This window comes from Sellimonas caecigallum (assembly GCF_019754295.1).
Classification (GTDB): Bacteria; Bacillota; Clostridia; order Lachnospirales; family Lachnospiraceae; genus Sellimonas; species Sellimonas caecigallum.
This window is the reverse complement of record NZ_VIRV01000009.1, coordinates 26,788-44,075: the sequence shown is the minus strand read 5'-3', so window position 1 is coordinate 44,075 and position 17,288 is coordinate 26,788. Positions and strand designations below refer to the sequence as shown.

General features: G+C 45.3%; 14 protein-coding genes and 1 pseudogene. 14 read left to right on the top strand and 1 reads right to left on the bottom strand.

What is annotated here, in order from left to right:
- Positions 1 to 34: 34 nt before the first annotated feature.
- Complete coding sequence (locus FLB61_RS07610; protein ID WP_087210620.1) at positions 35 to 1,957, bottom strand: ABC transporter ATP-binding protein; 1,923 nt, start codon at positions 1,955 to 1,957, stop codon at positions 35 to 37.
- Positions 1,958 to 2,115: 158 nt separating this feature from the next.
- On the opposite strand from FLB61_RS07610, the gene FLB61_RS07605 reads away from it, so the two are divergent.
- The 14 genes and pseudogenes from FLB61_RS07605 to FLB61_RS07540 form a co-directional block, all read left to right on the top strand.
- Complete coding sequence (locus tag FLB61_RS07605) at positions 2,116 to 2,766, top strand: redox-sensing transcriptional repressor Rex (RefSeq protein WP_087201373.1); 651 nt, start codon at positions 2,116 to 2,118, stop codon at positions 2,764 to 2,766.
- Between the two features lie 80 nt (positions 2,767 to 2,846).
- Complete coding sequence (locus FLB61_RS07600) at positions 2,847 to 4,385, top strand: NAD(P)H-hydrate dehydratase (protein ID WP_221919800.1); 1,539 nt, start codon at positions 2,847 to 2,849, stop codon at positions 4,383 to 4,385.
- Entirely contained in the window at positions 4,382 to 5,548 is a 1,167-nt protein-coding gene (alr, locus tag FLB61_RS07595) for an alanine racemase (protein ID WP_221919799.1), read from the top strand. The genes FLB61_RS07600 and alr overlap by 4 nt, the downstream gene beginning before the upstream one ends.
- A gap of 77 nt (positions 5,549 to 5,625) precedes the next feature.
- Positions 5,626 to 5,973, top strand: a complete 348-nt coding sequence (locus FLB61_RS07590; protein WP_087201369.1) for a type II toxin-antitoxin system PemK/MazF family toxin — start codon at positions 5,626 to 5,628, stop codon at positions 5,971 to 5,973.
- A 12-nt stretch (positions 5,974 to 5,985) separates the two neighbouring features.
- A complete protein-coding gene (locus FLB61_RS07585; protein WP_087201367.1) occupies positions 5,986 to 6,783 on the top strand; it encodes a hemolysin family protein in 798 nt (265 codons plus the stop codon).
- An 86-nt stretch (positions 6,784 to 6,869) separates the two neighbouring features.
- Positions 6,870 to 7,601, top strand: coding sequence for a YebC/PmpR family DNA-binding transcriptional regulator (locus FLB61_RS07580; protein ID WP_087201365.1), 732 nt, complete (start codon positions 6,870 to 6,872; stop codon positions 7,599 to 7,601).
- Between the two features lie 33 nt (positions 7,602 to 7,634).
- A complete protein-coding gene (locus tag FLB61_RS07575) occupies positions 7,635 to 8,405 on the top strand; it encodes a CFI-box-CTERM domain-containing protein (RefSeq protein WP_087201363.1) in 771 nt (256 codons plus the stop codon).
- A 40-nt stretch (positions 8,406 to 8,445) separates the two neighbouring features.
- Positions 8,446 to 9,729, top strand: coding sequence for an O-acetylhomoserine aminocarboxypropyltransferase/cysteine synthase family protein (locus tag FLB61_RS07570; RefSeq protein ID WP_221919798.1), 1,284 nt, complete (start codon positions 8,446 to 8,448; stop codon positions 9,727 to 9,729).
- Between the two features lie 78 nt (positions 9,730 to 9,807).
- A complete protein-coding gene (locus tag FLB61_RS07565; protein WP_087201359.1) occupies positions 9,808 to 10,521 on the top strand; it encodes a ClpP family protease in 714 nt (237 codons plus the stop codon).
- Between the two features lie 61 nt (positions 10,522 to 10,582).
- Positions 10,583 to 13,054 (top strand): FtsK/SpoIIIE family DNA translocase, encoded by a 2,472-nt coding sequence (locus FLB61_RS07560; RefSeq protein WP_221919797.1) that lies wholly within the window; start codon positions 10,583 to 10,585, stop codon positions 13,052 to 13,054.
- Between the two features lie 23 nt (positions 13,055 to 13,077).
- The gene (locus FLB61_RS07555) at positions 13,078 to 14,748 is read left to right on the top strand and encodes a formate--tetrahydrofolate ligase (protein WP_087210712.1); all 1,671 of its coding nucleotides are present in this window, start codon (positions 13,078 to 13,080) and stop codon (positions 14,746 to 14,748) included.
- A 40-nt stretch (positions 14,749 to 14,788) separates the two neighbouring features.
- A complete protein-coding gene (folD, locus tag FLB61_RS07550; protein WP_087201355.1) occupies positions 14,789 to 15,628 on the top strand; it encodes a bifunctional methylenetetrahydrofolate dehydrogenase/methenyltetrahydrofolate cyclohydrolase FolD in 840 nt (279 codons plus the stop codon).
- A 21-nt stretch (positions 15,629 to 15,649) separates the two neighbouring features.
- Positions 15,650 to 16,651 (top strand): chitobiase/beta-hexosaminidase C-terminal domain-containing protein, encoded by a 1,002-nt coding sequence (locus FLB61_RS07545; RefSeq protein ID WP_221919796.1) that lies wholly within the window; start codon positions 15,650 to 15,652, stop codon positions 16,649 to 16,651.
- A 262-nt stretch (positions 16,652 to 16,913) separates the two neighbouring features.
- Positions 16,914 to 17,174 (top strand): annotated as a pseudogene (locus tag FLB61_RS07540) (N-acetylmannosamine-6-phosphate 2-epimerase); the annotation flags it as partial.
- Positions 17,175 to 17,288 lie beyond the last annotated feature (114 nt).

The following is a 17,288-nucleotide window of genomic DNA, read 5'->3' as shown; positions in this document are numbered from 1 at the left end:
TCTCACAAAAGAGATGAAAAAGGAAGGACTGCCACTATTCGGCCAGTCCTTCCCATTTTTCGTATAATTCAGCCAGCTCTTCTGAGATGGCAGCTTTTTCTTTTGCCAGTTCCTGGCATTTCACGGAGTTGGAGTAGATATCTTCACGTGTAAGGAGAGTATCGATTTCCTGATTCCGTGTCTCCAGTTTTTCAATCTGTTCTTCTGTGCGTTTTAAATCATTTTGACGTTTACGCTCTTTTGCCTGGGCTTCTTTCTGCGCTTTCCAGTCCAGCTTTCCGGCGGAATCGCTGTTGGCCCCAGATGCTGCCGTCACAGGTTCTTCCAATGGTGCGGCATAAGCGGCAGTCAATTCCTCTTTTTTCTCCAGATAGTAATCGTAATTTCCGATATAGTTGACAAATTTATGGTTTACAAGATCCAGAATTCGGGTGGCTGTCTGATTGATAAAGTAACGGTCATGAGACACATAGAGGACAGTTCCGGTATAATCATTCAGCGCTTTTTCCAGAATTTCCTTTGATGCTACATCGAGATGGTTGGTTGGCTCGTCCAGGATCAGAAAATTGGCCTCGGAAAGCATCAGCTTTGCGAGAGATACCCGTCCACGCTCTCCACCGCTCAAATCTTTGATCAGTTTGTAGACATCGTCCCCGGTAAAGAGAAAGGCGGCCAGCATATTACGGATTTCAGTGTTAGTAAGCCGTGGATAGTCGTCAGAAATTTCATCGAAGACGGTCTTGTCCATATGGAGGACGTGGTGCTCCTGATCATAGTACCCGATCTTTACATTGGAGCCAAGAGTAAATGTTCCGCCGTCTGCAGGGATGACCTCGTTTAAGATTTTGAGAAGTGTCGTCTTCCCTGTTCCGTTATCGCCGATGACTGCTACATGCTCGCCCCGCTTGATTTCAAAATTGATATCCGTAAAAAGAGTTTGGTTTGGGAAAGATTTGCTTAAATGCTCTACAGTAAGCACATCGTTTCCGCTGATGACGGACGGCTCCAGTTTCAGGTGAATATCGGTATGCAGTTCCACTGGTTTTTCTACCCGCTCCATCTTAGCCAACATTTTTTCACGGCTTTCCGCTCTTTTGATAGATTTTTCCCGATTAAAAGAACGGAGTTTTTCAATGACTGCTTCCTGATGCCGGATTTCTTGCTGCTGATTTAAGTATTCTTTGAGTTTGGCCTCGCGGATTTGCTGCTTTTTTGACGCATAATCCTGATAATTGCCCATGTATGTATGGATTTCTCCTGCCTCTACTTCGATGATTTTGGTAACGACCCGATTAAGAAAATAGCGGTCGTGGGAGACGATCAGGACAGCTCCCGGATAATTCATCAGGTATGTCTCAAGCCAGGCGATGGAATTGAGATCAAGATGGTTGGTGGGCTCATCGAGAAGCAGGACGTCTGGTTTAGTGAGCAGAAGTTTGCCGAGGGATACTCGAGTTTTTTGGCCTCCGGAAAGAGCGGATACAGGCTTTGTAAAATCTTCTTCTAAAAATCCGAGCCCCTTTAGGACGCCGACAATCTCGCTTTCGTACGCATAGCCGTCTTCACGTTCAAAGCGGGCCATAAGATTGTGATAAGAAGCAAGCCGGTCATCCAGTGCGTCCCCTGTAAGAGACTTCAGCTCCAGCTCGATAGAGCGGATTTGAGTTTCCATATCTATGAGGTATTGTTTGGCAGTTTTTACCTCTTCATAGATGGTTCGTGAAGTGTCCGTCATGGGATGCTGGGAAAGGTAACCGATCTGTTTTCCTTTGGAGAGAATGACCTCTCCGCTGTCCGCAGGCAGCTCTTTTACAATCATCTTCAGGATTGTGGATTTACCGGCGCCGTTGATTCCGACAAGGGCGGCTTTTTCGTGTTCTTCTATATGAAAAGAGCCGTTTCTTACGATAACCTGCTCTCCAAACGATTTGTCCAGGTTATGGCATGCTAAAATCATAAGTTCCTCCTGAATCATAAATTCGATCTTTTAAAATGTACCCTATCCATTATAGCGGAATCTGGACAAAATACAATATTATTTAGTTAAAAGTTTGACTTTAAAGATAGAATCCCATATAATAAAGATATTGAATAAAAACAGAAAGGTGCTAAGAGATGGAAGGAAGAGGAATTTCCCAGGCAGTTATCAGAAGACTGCCGCGATATTATAGATACTTAGGTGAGTTGCTGGAAGACGGTGTGGAACGAATCTCTTCCAATGATTTGAGCAAACGAATGAAAGTGACGGCCTCCCAGATCAGGCAGGATCTGAATAATTTTGGTGGCTTTGGTCAGCAAGGTTATGGGTACAATGTAAAATATCTTTATACGGAGATCGGTAAGATCTTGGGACTTGACAGAAAACACAATATGATTATCATCGGAGCAGGAAATTTGGGCCAGGCGCTTGCCAACTATGCAGCATTCGAACGCAGCGGATTTGTGACAAAAGGACTTTTTGATGTCAATCCGACGCTTGCAGGGATTACAGTTCGGGGAATCGAGATCCGTATGATGGATGAGATCAAGAGCTTTATCAAAAATAATGATATTGAGATTGCGGTATTGACTATACCGAAGGCAAAAGCCATTTCGGTTGCCAACATGCTGGTAGAAAATGGAATACGGGCAATCTGGAACTTTGCACATACGGATCTGAATCTGCCGGAGAATATTGTGGTGGAGAACGTACATCTGTCCGAAAGCCTGATGCGTCTTTCCTATAATGTTCTCAGATATAAGGAGACTCACCAGGAAGACAAATAGGGAAAATAAAAAAGCGTGCAGAACACTCGGGATACCCGTTTGTGCTGTGCGCCTTTTTGTTGCCGTAAAGGAGGGCGTATATGAAATATATTTTAGATGGAAAAGCAATGAAGGATGCAGACAGGTATACGATAGAGGAGACAGGGATGCCGTCACTTGTTCTCATGGAACGTGCCGCCTTGAAGACTTTAGAAGTGATGGAACAGGAGGAGTTGGATCTGAGCAATGTACTGATCGTATGCGGCAGCGGAAATAATGGGGGCGATGGATTTGCGGTGGCCAGACTTCTGCTGCAGCGTGGGAAGACGGTCACGGTCGTTCTTGCTGGAAACCCGGATCACTGCACAGAGGAGACAAAGACTCAGAGAAAGATTTTTGAAAACTGCGGGGGCATTACTATGAGAGAGATTCCAAAAGGAGACTACACGGCCATCGTGGATGCGCTGTTTGGAATCGGACTGTCAAGGGAAGTGTCCGGACACTATGCACAGATATTGAAAAAGTTAAACAGCATGTCCGGAAAGAAGGTGGCAGTTGATATTCCCTCTGGCGTATCAGCTGCGTCTGGAGAAATTCTTGGGACGGCTTTTCGGGCAGATATGACTGTTACCTTTGCTTATCAGAAAGCGGGTATGGTGCTCTATCCGGGCGCATCCTTTGCAGGGAAAGTATTTGTAGCAGACATCGGGATCTATTTAAATGAGCAAGTGTGCGGGCAAAGGTATGTAACTTATGAAAAAGAGGATATCGAAAGATTCCGTCCTAAAAGGAAACCGGACTCCAATAAAGGGACATACGGAAAAATACTGATGATCACAGGCAGCAGCGGGATGTCCGGAGCTTCATACCTGTCAGCAAAAGCAGCCTACAGAACAGGAGCCGGACTTGTACAGATCTTTACGTCGGAAGCAAATCGGATCATTCTGCAGAGTACGCTTCCGGAAGCGATTGTCTCAGTGTATACAGACGAGACAGATGCAGCTTTACTTCTGAAAGAAAAACTTGAGTGGGCCGATATCATCTGCCTTGGCTGCGGTATCGGAACGTCTGAAACGGCCCGAAAAATCACAGATACGGTATTCGGCTACCTGAGTGAGCAACCGAAGAACTGTGTCGTGGATGCGGACGGACTGAATCTGATCGCCTCTATGGAAGAAGAGAAAAAAGAGAGGTATTTGAGGGGAGCAGGGAAATGCCTGATCTTTACACCTCATGTAAAAGAATTGTCCAGGCTGCTGTCGAAAACTGTGGAAGAGACGAAAAAAAACAGGATTTCTCTTGCACAACAGTATTCGGAAAACTATAATATAGTATTAGCAGCAAAAGATGCAAGGACAGTCGTGACCGGAAAAGGATTATTTCCGTATCTGAACATGTCTGGGAATGCAGCGATGGCAAAAGCTGGATCAGGAGATGTCCTTGCAGGCATCATAACCGGTCTTCTGGCACTTGGGATGGATCGGTATGAAGCGGCGTCGCTTGGGGTCTGTATCCATGGTTTTGCCGGGGATGCGGCCAGAGAAACCTATGGGGAACATGGAGTCATGGCAGAGGATATCATTGAGATGGCGGCGTCTTTATCAGGGGAAGTAAATTGGAAAGGGACAAAACAACGATGAAACAGTACAGCAGAGTATGTGCAAAGATCAATTTGGATCGGATTGAATATAATATACAGCAGATGGAGAAACATATTTCTCCGAATACGAAGATGATCCTCGTAGTAAAAGCGGACGGGTATGGACACGGTGCTATTCCTATTGCGCAAATGGCAGAGGATATGCAGACTGTGTGGGGCTATGCTACGGCAACACTGGATGAGGCAGTGCTGATCCGAAAATCCGGAGTGAAAAAGCCGATCCTCGTGCTGGGATGTACGTTCCCGGATCAGTACGAGGCGGCTGTGGAACATGGAATCAGCATGACTGTCTATACAGAAGAATCGGCTATGGAGATCGCTTCTGTGGCTGGGGAAATGAAAAAGACAGCAAATATTCATATCAAACTTGATACCGGTATGTCTCGTCTGGGATTTAGGACCGGGGAAACATCCGTTCAGGCTATCTGCCGGATCGCCAACCTTCCAAATATACATATGGAAGGGATCTTTACTCATTTCGCCAAGGCGGATGAGACGGATAAGACATTTACGAAGCAGCAGCTTGAAGCGTACAGATGGATGACAGAGCGTCTCAAAGAAGAAGGAGTAGATCCGCAATACCGCCACTGTTCCAACAGTGCAGGGATAATAGATGTGCCGGAGGCAAATATGGATCTTGTAAGAGCCGGGATCGCACTTTATGGACTTTATCCGTCCGAAGAGGTAGATAAAAATGCAGTACCACTCAAACCATCGCTCTCTCTTCTGAGCCACGTAGTACATACGAAATGGATCGACAAAGGGGAAGTTGTGAGCTATGGGGGCTGTTTTACCGCAAGCCGCCCGACGAAGGTAGCTACTGTACCGGTAGGCTATGCGGATGGATATCCGAGAAGTCTCTCAGACAAAGGATATGTGTTGATCCATGGGAAAAAGGCACCGCTTCTTGGAAGGGTGTGTATGGATCAGTTTATGGTAGATGTGACAGATATCGATGATGTCAAATTTATGGATCCGGTAACCCTCGTGGGAACAGACGGGGAGGAGACGATAGAGGTAGAAGATCTGAGCGCTCTTTCCGGAAGATTTAATTATGAATTCCTCTGCAACTTGGATAAGAGGATCCCGAGGGAATACACAAGACATGGAAAAGTGATTGCGCAGATGGATTATTTTGCCTGAGAAGAAATTGCTTTCGGAATACTTCATAGAAAAGATGGAAATACTTTCAGTATCTTAAAAAATGGAGTGTGAAGAAAGTGCAGGTGCATCGAGGAGATATTTTCTATGCAGATTTAAGCCCGGTCGTCGGCTCCGAGCAGGGAGGTATCCGGCCGGTTCTTATTATACAAAATGAGATGGGGAATAGACATAGCCCTACTGTGATCTGTGCAGCTATCACGTCGAGAATGAATAAAGCAAAACTCCCGACGCATGTCGAGATAGATGCACGGCGATACGGGGTTGTGAAAAATTCGGTTGTCCTTCTGGAGCAGATACGGACCATCGATAAACAGAGACTGAAAGAAAACGTCTGCCATCTCGATAAAGAGATTATGAGAAAAGTGGATGAGGCATTGCGTGTAAGCTTTGCGCTTTCTACATAAAAGGAGAAAAGAATGGGGAAGCAGGAAACGATTGCTGACAGAGTCCTTTCTGCGTTGAAAGACGGGAAGCAGGAAGGGAAGATCAAAGAAAACGAATACAAAATGATAAAAAATGTCTTCGCGTTTGGCGAAAAAGATGCAAAAGATGTTATGACGCACAGAAAGAACATAGTCGCGATAGACGGGGAAGAGACACTGGAGGAGGCGGCACGGTTTGTACTGGAAGCCAAAAATTCCAGATTTCCGGTCTATCAGGATGATATAGATAATATCATCGGAATTACTCATATAAGAGATCTCATGAGATGTTATATGAAAGAAGAACTGCGGAAGAAAAAACTATGCGAACTTCCGGAGTGTCTCATGCCGGCAAGCTTTATCCCGGAGACGAGAAGTATTGACCGTTTGTTTACCCAAATGGAGGCAAAACAGGTACATATGGCTATTGTGATCGATGAATATGGACAAACGGCAGGGATCGTGGCAATGGAAGATATCATCGAAGAGATTATGGGAAATATCCGGGATGAGTATGATGTGGAAGAGGAAATGATCAAAAAAGGAGAAAACGGGGAGTATATTGCAGATGGGATGACAGATTTGTCCGAACTTTCCGATATCTTGGGCATTGTCTTTTCCGATGAAGATGAGGACAATGAATATGAGACTCTGAATGGCTTCCTTATCGTAAAACTGGAGCGAATCCCTGCAGAAAATGAACAATGTAAAATCGAGTACGAAGGATATGTTTTTGAAGTGCTCCATGTGGACAACAATATCATACAAAAGGTAAGGATCGCCAAAATCTAAGCTTGTCACCGAAAAGAAAGAATGCTAGAATAGAAAAAGCGGATTTTATTTCCAATAAAGTAAAGATAAAAGAGAGGATATAGAATATGTCAGGACATTCAAAATTTGCCAATATTAAGCATAAAAAAGAGAAAAATGACGCAGCAAAAGGAAAGATCTTTACGAAGATCGGCCGTGAGATCGCGGTTGCCGTAAAAGAAGGCGGTGGTGCGGATCCGGCAAATAACAGTCGGCTTCGAGATGTGATCGCAAAAGCGAAAGCAAACAATATGCCAAATGACAATATTGACAGAAGCATCAAAAAAGCTCTTGGAGATGGAGATGCCAACAATTACGAAAGAGTTGTATACGAAGGGTATGGACCAAATGGGACAGCGATTATCGTGGAAGCGCTCACAGATAATAAGAATCGTACCGCATCCAATGTGAGAAGTGCTTTTACAAAAGGAAACGGGAATATCGGAACACCGGGCTGTGTATCTTTTATGTTTGACAAAAAAGGACAGATCCTGATCGATAAAGAAGACTTCGAGATGGACGGAGACGAATTGATGATGCTTGCTCTGGATGCAGGTGCAGAAGATTTCGCAGAAGAGGAAGACAGCTTCGAGATTCTTACGGATCCGGATTCTTTTTCTGAAGTAAGAGAAAAACTGGAAGCCGCAGGAATTCCAATGACAGAGGCATCTGTGACAATGATCCCTCAGACATATGTGGAATTGACAGATGAGGCAGATATAAAAAGTATCCAGAAAACATTGGATCTTCTGGAAGACGACGACGATGTCCAGGAAGTGTATCATAACTGGGACGAATAAGCACATCCCGTAATGCAGGAAGGAGGAAATCCTATGCAGGACATACACAGGAATGATTTGATCTCCATGTATGAGGAAGCTTTCGTGTTGTCAAAAGGCTTTAATAAAAATACATACGAAGAAGCCTTTAAAGATTTGTTTGATCGGCAGCGAGAGCCGTTGAAATTGATCCTGCTTGCCATCCGTGAATTCAGGGAGGAAGAAAGGGAAGAATTTCTGAAAGAACTTGCAGATGTTGTTCCAAACTATGTAAATGGGAAACTTTCCAAGGTGGAGGGAAAACGAAAACGTGAAAACGCGGTAATTGATTACAATCTTGCATTCGTTTCCTTTTTCATCCCTCTCATTTTATACAGCAGGGACAAGGAAATGGAGGAGCTGGCAGACTGTACAGTCGAAAGCTGGAATCGGCTTATTGCGGTTACAATGAAGGTAGGAAAAGCAACCTTCGAAGAGATAAACGGAGGCTTCCGAAGAAGACTCTGCTATGTGACGACGGCTGTGTGCAGATCCCTCGAAAAGCCGGACGAGTGCTATGAACTCAGGACGCTCCGGGAGTATAGAGACAATTATCTTTCTATGTCTCCGGGAGGCAGGGATACGATTCGGGAATATTACAATATTGCTCCGACAATCGTAAAGAGAATCGATAAGCTTAGAGATTCCGACCGAGTCTATCGGGAAATCTGGGAAAACTATCTGAGTCCGTGTATTTCCCTGATCGAGGAAGGGAAGATGGAGGCGTGCAGAAAAGTATATACGAAAATGGTACGTGATCTGGAAGAAGAATATCTGTTTCAGTAATCATCGGTACAAATAGAAGAAAAATAGGAGGAGTAAGTGTATGAGCGACAACTACAAGATTGAGACAAAATGTATCCAGTCAGGCTGGAAACCGGGAAAAGGAGAGCCAAGGGTGCTTCCAATTTATCAGAGCACGACATTTAAATATGATACAAGCGAGCAGATGGGGCGTCTCTTTGATCTGGAAGACAGTGGATATTTTTATACAAGACTGCAGAATCCAACCAACGACGCCGTGGCTCAGAAGATCTGCGATCTGGAAGGCGGATATGCAGCTATGCTTACCTCCTCCGGACAGGCAGCAAATTTTTATGCGATCATGAATATTGCAGGGGCAGGGGATCACATCGTATGTTCCTCAGCTCTCTACGGAGGAACTTATAACCTTTACGCACATACGATCCAGAAAATGGGCGTGGAAGCCACATTTGTAGATCCGGACTGTACAGAAGAAGAACTGAATGCGGCATTTCGTGAAAATACGAAGGCAGTCATGGGAGAGACGATTGCAAATCCGGCGCTTACAGTGCTTGATATCGAGAAATTTGCAAAGGCAGCACATGCTCATGGGGTACCACTGATCGTGGACAATACATTTGCAACGCCGATCAATTGCCGACCGTTTGAATGGGGAGCAGACATCGTGACTCATTCTACGACAAAATATATGGATGGACATGCAATGTGCGTTGGCGGTGCTATTGTGGACAGCGGAAATTTTGACTGGGAAGCCTATGCAGATAAATTCCCGGGACTTACGCAGCCGGATGAGACATACCACGGCATCATTTATACGCAGAAATTTGGGAAAGGTGCATATATCACAAAGGCTACAGCACAGCTCATGAGGGATCTGGGATCTATCCAGGCTCCGCAGAATGCCTTTCTTCTGAATGTAGGACTGGAGACACTTCATCTGAGAGTGCCGCGTCATTGTGAAAATGCGAAAAAAGTTGCTTCATACCTGAAAGGACATGACAAGGTTGCCTGGGTAAACTGTGCGATGCTGGAAGGAGACAAATACTACGATCTGGCTCAGAAATACATGCCGGACGGAACATGCGGCGTCATCACTTTCGGACTGAAGGGAGGGCGGGATGCTTCCGTCAAGATGATGGACAGTCTGAAACTTTGTGCCATTGTAACGCACGTTGCCGATGCAAGAACATGCGTTCTGCACCCGGCAAGCCACACACATCGTCAGATGAATGAGCAGGAGCTTCTGGAAGCAGGAGTACAGCCGGATCTGATCCGTTTCAGTGTGGGAATTGAAAATGCAGATGACATCATCGCAGATCTGGAACAGGCGCTGGAGCTCGTATAAGCTTTTTCAGAAAATTGCATATGTATAATTAAGAAAACACCTCCACATAATAGGAAAAAATGTGGAGGTGTTTTTATTATGGAAGAGATGCAGAACATGGAAAAACAGGAGAAGGAGACCGAGCAGATTAAAGAGACGGGAAGTCTGGAACTAAGTGAAGGGAAAAGTGACTATCGTGTGTATCTTCTGACGATCATAGGAGAGATAGAAGGGCACGAGGCCGTATCGGGAAATACGAAAGCTACCAAGTATGAACATCTGCTGCCGAAGCTTGCTGAGATCGAATCCAACGATGAGATTGAAGGGGTGCTTATCCTGCTTCATACTCTTGGGGGCGATGTTGAGGCGGGACTGGCTATCGCGGAGATGATTGCATCGCTCAGCAAGCCAACGGTATCTCTTGTCCTTGGAGGAAGTCATTCTATCGGAGGGCCGCTTGCAGTGTCGGCAGATTACTCCTTTATCGTGCCAAGCGGCACAATGATCGTACACCCGGTACGGTCAAGCGGAATGTTCATCGGTGTGATTCAAAGTTACCGGAATATGGAAAAAACACAGGATCGGATCACAAAATTTATATCTGAGCATTCGAGGATCACGCAGAAGAGACTCGAAAAGTTGATGCTGGATCCCTCTCAACTCGTAAAAGATGTTGGGACGCTGCTGGAAGGAAGGGAAGCTGTTGAAGAAGGAATGATCGATGAAGTGGGAGGGATCCGGGAAGCGTTCCGGAAGATCCATACACTTATTGATGAGTATAGGGACAGGAAAGCACGGGGAGAAAATAGGTAATGACATCACATTTTAAAGATGCTATAATATACGGGTAGATAAATCACAAGGGGGATATTTCATGGCTTCCAGTACAAAAGGAACGCGGAAAAGCAAATCCGCAGCAAAAAAGCCAGGAACAACAAAATCCGGAGGAACAAAGCGCAAGACAAAAGCGCAGATACAGCGGGAAGAGATTGTAAGGGAAGAAATTAGGATTCTCATTATTCTTGCAGTGTCTGTTATTCTTTTGATCAGCAATTTCGGTTTAGGAGGTTTTGCCGGCCGGTTTATCGCTGATTTTATGGAGGGAATTTTTGGACAGGTTTCCTATCTGTTTCCATTTCTGCTGTTTGCAGGGGGCGCTTTTTTAATATCTAACAAAGGAAACAGGACTGCCTATCTGAAATTTTCGGCTGCGGCCGTGTTGGTAGTCCTTGTTTGTGTATTTCTGGAACTTGTCAACAAAGCCGGAGGATTCATCGGAGAAGGTATATCGGAGGTAATGACACCAGCTTTTGGCGTTGTAGGGACATATGTCATCGACATCTTTCTGATGATGATCTGCCTTATATTGATTACACAGAGATCTATGCTGAAAGTGATCAAATCCGGGGGCCAAAAGGCTCTTGCCAGCTTTAAAGAAGGAAAGCTGAAAAGAGAGGAAAGACGAAAAGAGCGTCTGGCAAAAGAGGCAGCAAAACCAAAGAAACGACGGGAGAAAAAAGTGGAAGGCGTTTCTTTTGATACTACTTTGGAAGGACGAGATCCGGAAATACAGGAGATCGTAGTTCCCGTGAAAGCGTCGGAAGAACCGGGAGAAGAGTCGGAAAAATCATCCGTGGAGGACATCGTTATTACACGGGCTGCGCAGGAGGAAACGTCCCGTACAGATACACCTCTTGATATGGATGATGCCGCGCAGGCCGTTCCGGATTTGTCGGAACTGGAGGATGCAGGGATGGTAGAGTTTTCTCCGGCCAATATAAAAGCGCCAAAAGAGGAGAGAGGGGCTGCATCTTTGAAAAAAGGGGAAAGTGTCGAGGAAGAAATACTGAAACGGGCGGCAAAGCCTGTGAAAAAGTACAAGGCACCTCCTATGAACCTTCTGACAAAAGGAAAAAAAGGTCGGGGGGATTCCGACAGCCATTTGAGAGAGACGGCTATGAAGCTTCAGCAGACACTGAAGACATTCGGGGTCAATGTGACAGTGACGAATGTAAGCTGCGGACCATCCGTTACACGATATGAAGTACAGCCGGAACTGGGGGTAAAAGTAAGCAAGATCGTAGGACTTGCAGACGATCTGAAACTGAATCTTGCCGCTTCGGACATCCGTATCGAAGCTCCGATTCCTGGGAAGGCAGCTGTAGGAATCGAAGTGCCGAACAAAGACAATTCGGCCGTCCTATTAAGAGATCTCCTGGAAAGTGAGGAATTCCGCCGTGCAGAATCGAAGATTAGCTTTGCCGTAGGAAAAGATATCGGAGGACGTACAGTTGTGGCAGATATAGCAAAGATGCCGCATCTTCTTGTTGCCGGGGCAACCGGATCAGGAAAATCCGTATGTATCAACACGCTGATCATGAGTATTCTTTACGAGGCATCGCCGGATGAAGTAAAACTTATCATGATCGATCCGAAGGTTGTAGAGTTGAGCGTGTACAACGGAATTCCACATCTTCTCATACCAGTCGTCACAGATCCAAAAAAGGCAGCCGGAGCGCTGAATTGGGCCGTAGCAGAGATGATGAAACGATATCAGCTTTTCGCGCAGTATAATGTACGGGATATGAAGGGTTTTAATGAAAAAGTAGACAGTGTAAAAGACATCAGCACGGAGGAAGAACGTCCGGAAAAGATGCCTCAGATTGTCATCATTGTGGACGAGCTTGCAGATCTGATGATGGTGGCGCCCGGGGAAGTGGAGGAGTCTATCTGCCGTCTGGCTCAGCTTGCCAGAGCTGCTGGAATCCACCTCGTCCTTGCCACACAGAGGCCATCTGTCAATGTTATCACAGGTCTGATCAAGGCAAACATGCCGTCCCGAATCGCATTCTCAGTGTCATCTGGTGTAGATTCCCGGACGATCATCGATATGAACGGGGCGGAAAAACTCCTTGGGAAAGGAGATATGCTTTTCTACCCTTCCGGATATCAGAAACCAGTCAGAGTACAAGGCTCTTTTGTATCGGATAAAGAGGTTCAGGCAGTTGTAGATTATCTTGTGAAAAATAATGGAAATGTGTCTTATGATGAGAATGTAGAGAGCCACATGGCAAATGCGGCCAGCAGCACTGCCGGTGCATCTGCAGCCTCCCCGGGTAATGACAGGGATGTATATTTTAAAGATGCAGGATATTTCATTATTGAGAAGGATAAAGCATCTATAGGGATGCTGCAGAGGGTGTTCAAGATCGGATTCAACCGGGCTGCAAGGATCATGGACCAGCTATACGAGGCAGGCGTGGTAGGAGAAGAGGAAGGCACAAAACCGAGAAAGGTTCTTATGTCAAAAGAACAGTTTGACCAGTACATAGAAGAACATGTCTGATGAGACAGAAACGGAGGAAGAAAATGAAGACAGATATTCAAATTGCACAGGAAGCGAAGATGGAACATATCAGAAATGTTGCAGCTTTGGCAGGGATCGAGGAAGAGGATCTGGAGTTTTACGGCAAATACAAAGCAAAACTCTCAGCTGAACTGTGGGAAAAAGTGAAAGACCGTCCGGACGGAAAGCTTGTGCTTGTGACGGCGATCAACCCGACCCCGGCTGGAGAAGGAAAGACAACTATCACGGTAGGTCTCGGCGAAGCAATGGCAAAAATAGGGAAGAAAGCGATGATCGCACTGCGTGAACCATCTCTTGGTCCGTGTTTTGGGATTAAGGGAGGAGCAGCAGGCGGCGGATATGCGCAGGTTGTTCCGATGGAAGATCTAAATCTGCATTTTACCGGAGATTTCCATGCCATTACTTCTGCAAATAATCTTCTTGCAGCTCTTCTTGACAATCATATCCAGCAGGGAAATAAACTTGGCATCGATCCGCGTCAGGTTGTATGGAAGAGATGCGTGGATATGAATGACCGCGTCCTCAGAAATATTGTAGTAGGGCTTGGAAACAAGATGGATGGAATGGTAAGGGAAGATCATTTTGTTATTACAGTAGCCTCCGAAATCATGGCAATCCTTTGTCTTGCCGACAATCTTGCAGATCTGAAACAACGTCTTGGAAGAATCATTGTAGCCTATAATTTTGCTGGGGAACCGGTCACAGCTGATGACCTGGAAGCTACAGGAGCGATGGCAGCTCTTCTAAAAGACGCGATTAAACCGAATATGATCCAGACATTGGAACATACACCTGCCCTTGTCCACGGAGGACCATTTGCCAATATCGCCCATGGATGCAACAGTGTCCAGGCTACAAAGATGGCTTTAAAAATGAGCGATATCACGATTACGGAGGCAGGGTTTGGTGCCGATCTGGGAGCAGAAAAATTCATGGATATCAAGTGCCGTATGAGCGGACTGAAACCAGATGCGGTCGTGCTTGTTGCGACAATACGTGCACTCAAATATAACGGCGGTGTTGCGAAAGCAGATCTCAACGAGGAAAATCTCGAAGCGCTGAAGAAAGGAATTGTAAATCTTGAAAAACATATTGAAAATCTTCAGAAATTTGGTGTGCCGGTAGTTGTTACCCTCAACTCTTTTGTATCCGATACGGAAGCAGAAAAAGCATATGTCAAGCAGTTTTGTGAAGAAAGAAATTGTGAATTTGCTATTGCGGATGTATGGGGAAGAGGCGGCGAAGGCGGCATCGAGCTTGCGGAGAAAGTGCTGAATACGCTGGAGACAAAGGAAAGCCATTTTAGTCCGCTTTATCCGGATGACCTGCCTCTTAAAGAAAAAATCTGTACTGTAGCCAGAGAAATCTATGGAGCAGATGGCGTAGTGTTTGAAAAAGCAGCAGAAAAGCAGCTTGCAAAGATTGAAAGCATGGGATTTGGAAATCTTCCGGTATGTATGGCAAAGACACAGTACTCTTTGTCAGACGACCAGACACTTCTTGGCCGTCCAAGCGGTTTTGATATCCATGTTCGGGATGTGTATGTAAGCGCAGGAGCAGGATTTGTTGTGGTACTTACTGGAGCGATCATGACGATGCCAGGTCTTCCGAAGGTACCGGCGGCAAACGGAATCGATGTGACAGATGACGGAAAGATTACTGGTTTGTTCTAAAACATGCCGTATCAGGTCGGCAAAGACAGGAGATGGGAATATGACAGTATTGATAGACGGAAAAGCGATTTCCAATCAGATAAAAAATGAATTGAAAGAACAGACAGCAGACTTAAAGGCACGGGGAATTACCCCATGCCTTGCTGTCATTTTAGTCGGGAAAGACCCGGCATCTGCAGTTTATGTGCGGAATAAGAAAAAAGCATGTGAGTATGTAGGGATTGAATCCCGATCCTATGAACTGGATGAAGAGACGACAGAAGAGAAGCTGGAGGCGTTGATACGTTCTCTCAATGCGGATGACACTGTACATGGAATCCTTGTCCAGCTTCCGCTTCCGAAGCATCTCAATGAAGAGAAGATCACGGGAATGATATCTCCAAAGAAAGATGTGGACGGCTTTCTTCCGGAAAGTATTGGAGCACTATGCCTTGGAAAAGAAGGATTTCGCTCCTGCACACCGGAGGGCGTCATAGAGCTGATCAAACGATCCGGATTTGACATTGAGGGCAAAGAATGTGTAGTCGTAGGGAGAAGCAATAATGTCGGAAAACCGATGGCTTTTCTCCTTCTTCAGGAAAACGGAACTGTGACGATCGCACATTCCAGGACAAAGAATCTTAAAGAGATTACAAGACGGGCAGATATTCTTGTGGCAGCGGCAGGGAAGCCGCGCCTTATTACAGAAGAATATGTCAAAGAGGGAGCCATCGTCATCGATGTTGGCATACACAGGGGAGAAGACGGCAAACTATGCGGAGACGTGGATTTTGACCGGGTAAAAGAAAAAACGGCTGCCATCACACCGGTTCCGGGAGGCGTGGGCCCGATGACAGTAGCGATGCTTATGTACAATTGTGTGGAGGCGGCACGAAAATAAGAGGAGAGAATAAGACGTATCATGCAAAGGACAACGAATCAAGACCATATGTTATCGGAGGAACAAATCAGACGGCGCAGGAAAAAGGCAAAACAGGCACGGATGAAAAGACTCAGGAGACTGCGCCGCCTGCTGATCGCGGGGATGATCCTGATCGTAGCTGCCCTGGCAGGACTTGGTATACTGATATACCGGAATACATATACGGGGGTAATTAATCAAGGGAAAAAGGCACTCGTAGACGGAAACTATGCAAAGGCAGAGCAGCTCTTTTCAAAGGCGATAGAGAAGGACGGGAAAAGGGAAGAAGGATATCTGAACCTCGCAAAGACTTATGAGGATCAAAAAGAGCTGGAAAAGGCGGATACACTTTTTGAGAAAGCAGTGACAGATTACCCGGATAGTGTGGGTGTTTACCGTGCCGCTGTGGAGTTCTACGTGGATTCTGACCAGACAGACAAAATTTCGCCGATCATGAACGAATGTACCAGCACAGAAGTTTTGACAGCACTAGACGACTATGTGGCAAAACTTCCGGTATTCAGCTTGGACGAAGAAGAAGTGTACGACGATGTACAAGAACTTACCTTAAGTTCAAAAGGAAAGGGAAATATCTATTATACAATTGACGGAAGCGAACCGACACAGAGCAGCACGAAGTACGAAGATCCGATCCAGTTAAGTCAGGAAGGAGAGACGACAGTGCGTGCCATATTTGTCAACCAGAAAGGCATCCCGAGTCTGGAAGTAAAGAAGACCTTTACCATCCGTTTCCCGATCGCAGACGCGCCGGCAGTTTCTCCGACGACAGGAGAATATATTCAGGCACTGGCTGTTGAAATCCGTGTACCGGACGGATATACGGCTTACTACACTACAGATGGAAGTGAGCCGACGGAAGGATCACAGAAATACACTGGTTCTCTGATGATAAATAAAGATACGGAACTGAATGTCGTATTGATTGACAAGAATGGAAGAAAGAGCGAAGTGACGACAAGAAAATATCGTTTTTCATCTTAATGAGTAGACAGAATAATCCCCTGCGGTTATCCGCAGGGGATTATTCTGTTTTTGAAGATTGCACATCGTTTTGAAAAGTAAATAGATGAAAGCTCTTTCATCTATTGTGCAAAATGTACTATAAAAAATGGGGGAAAAACAGGAAAACATATGTAAAAATGAAAATGAAGTGAAAAGATTTTCAGAACAGCTGCAAAACGTTGAAAGACTTTTCATAAGTGTTATACTTGGTTCAAGAAAGGGAGTCAGAAAGGAGAGCACTATGAATCAAAAATTAGAACAGCTCAAAGGAAATCTGATCGTATCATGTCAGGCATTGCCCCATGAACCGCTCCATTCTTCTTTCATTATGGGAAGAATGGCGCGGGCAGCTGCGGAAGGAGGAGCGCTTGGCATCCGTGCCAACACACCGGAAGATATTGCTGAAATCAGAAAAAATGTAGATCTTCCCATCATAGGCATTGTAAAGAGAGATTACGAAGACAGTAAGGTATACATTACGCCTACGATGAAAGAAATTCACTATTTTTTAAATAAATGGAGCTCCAAAATGATTAAAAAGTCTTTTGAGCCTTATTTTTTATAAAAAATAAATAAAATTGTATTTTGACCTAGTAAAAACAGCTCTGCGGGATGG

Excerpts from the sequence above, each read along its gene's own strand:
- FLB61_RS07585 (WP_087201367.1), top strand. The coding sequence starts at position 5,986 with ATGGGGAAGCAGGAAACGATTGCTGACAGAGTCCTTTCTGCGTTGAAA.
- FLB61_RS07565 (WP_087201359.1), top strand. The coding sequence starts at position 9,808 with ATGGAAGAGATGCAGAACATGGAAAAACAGGAGAAGGAGACCGAGCAG.
- folD (WP_087201355.1), top strand. The coding sequence starts at position 14,789 with ATGACAGTATTGATAGACGGAAAAGCGATTTCCAATCAGATAAAAAAT.
- FLB61_RS07575 (WP_087201363.1), top strand. The coding sequence starts at position 7,635 with ATGCAGGACATACACAGGAATGATTTGATCTCCATGTATGAGGAAGCT.
- FLB61_RS07605 (WP_087201373.1), top strand. The coding sequence starts at position 2,116 with ATGGAAGGAAGAGGAATTTCCCAGGCAGTTATCAGAAGACTGCCGCGA.
- FLB61_RS07600 (WP_221919800.1), top strand. The coding sequence starts at position 2,847 with ATGAAATATATTTTAGATGGAAAAGCAATGAAGGATGCAGACAGGTAT.
- alr (WP_221919799.1), top strand. The coding sequence starts at position 4,382 with ATGAAACAGTACAGCAGAGTATGTGCAAAGATCAATTTGGATCGGATT.
- FLB61_RS07555 (WP_087210712.1), top strand. The coding sequence starts at position 13,078 with ATGAAGACAGATATTCAAATTGCACAGGAAGCGAAGATGGAACATATC.
- FLB61_RS07580 (WP_087201365.1), top strand. The coding sequence starts at position 6,870 with ATGTCAGGACATTCAAAATTTGCCAATATTAAGCATAAAAAAGAGAAA.
- FLB61_RS07545 (WP_221919796.1), top strand. The coding sequence starts at position 15,650 with ATGCAAAGGACAACGAATCAAGACCATATGTTATCGGAGGAACAAATC.
- FLB61_RS07560 (WP_221919797.1), top strand. The coding sequence starts at position 10,583 with ATGGCTTCCAGTACAAAAGGAACGCGGAAAAGCAAATCCGCAGCAAAA.
- FLB61_RS07570 (WP_221919798.1), top strand. The coding sequence starts at position 8,446 with ATGAGCGACAACTACAAGATTGAGACAAAATGTATCCAGTCAGGCTGG.
- FLB61_RS07610 (WP_087210620.1), bottom strand. The coding sequence starts at position 1,957 with ATGATTTTAGCATGCCATAACCTGGACAAATCGTTTGGAGAGCAGGTT.